The sequence below is a fragment of the Nocardia sp. bgisy118 genome (assembly GCF_057708605.1).
In genome coordinates this window covers 1-527 of the sequence record NZ_JBYISM010000097.1, presented here as the reverse complement: position 1 = coordinate 527, position 527 = coordinate 1, and the positions used below count along the sequence as shown (strand labels likewise).

Here is a 527-nt window from a genome sequence, read left to right as displayed (position 1 = left end):
CAGCATTCTCGGCGACCTGCGTGGTCAAGTAGGCGGCCAGCGCAGTGGGGTTCGGGTGGTCGAACACCAAGGTGGCCGGCAACCGGAGCCCGGTCACACCGGTCAGTCGGTTGCGGAGTTCGACCGCGGTCAGTGAGTCGAATCCGGCTTCGGTGAACGCCCGCTCCGGGTCCACCGCAGTGGCGGTGGCATGGCCCAGTACTGCGGCGATTTCGCCGCGGACCACGTCCAAGACCACCGCCTGCCGTTCTGTCGCAGACACTCCGGACAGCCGCCGGGACAACATCGACCTATTCCCGGAGGCGGAGGCCAGCGGTCGGCGGGCTGGGCGTCGTATCAGTCCGCGCAGCAGCGCCGGGACCGGACCGATCGCGGCCGAGGACCGCAGGGCTTTGACATCCAGGCGCGCCGGCATCAAGTTCGCCGGTGCGGACAGCCCCGCCAGGATCGCGGTGTCGAACAGCTCCAGCCCCTGCTGCGCACTCAACGCTGTGACGCCTGCGCGGTTCATGCGGGCACGATCAGCG

General features: G+C 69.3%; 1 protein-coding gene. It reads right to left on the bottom strand.

The genetic code is table 11. The features are described from left to right. Positions 1 to 511, bottom strand: a 511-nt coding sequence (locus AC3EO7_RS37900; protein WP_435593897.1) for an acyl carrier protein, incomplete at its 3' end; no start/stop codon positions are given. Positions 512 to 527: the final 16 nt, after the last annotated feature.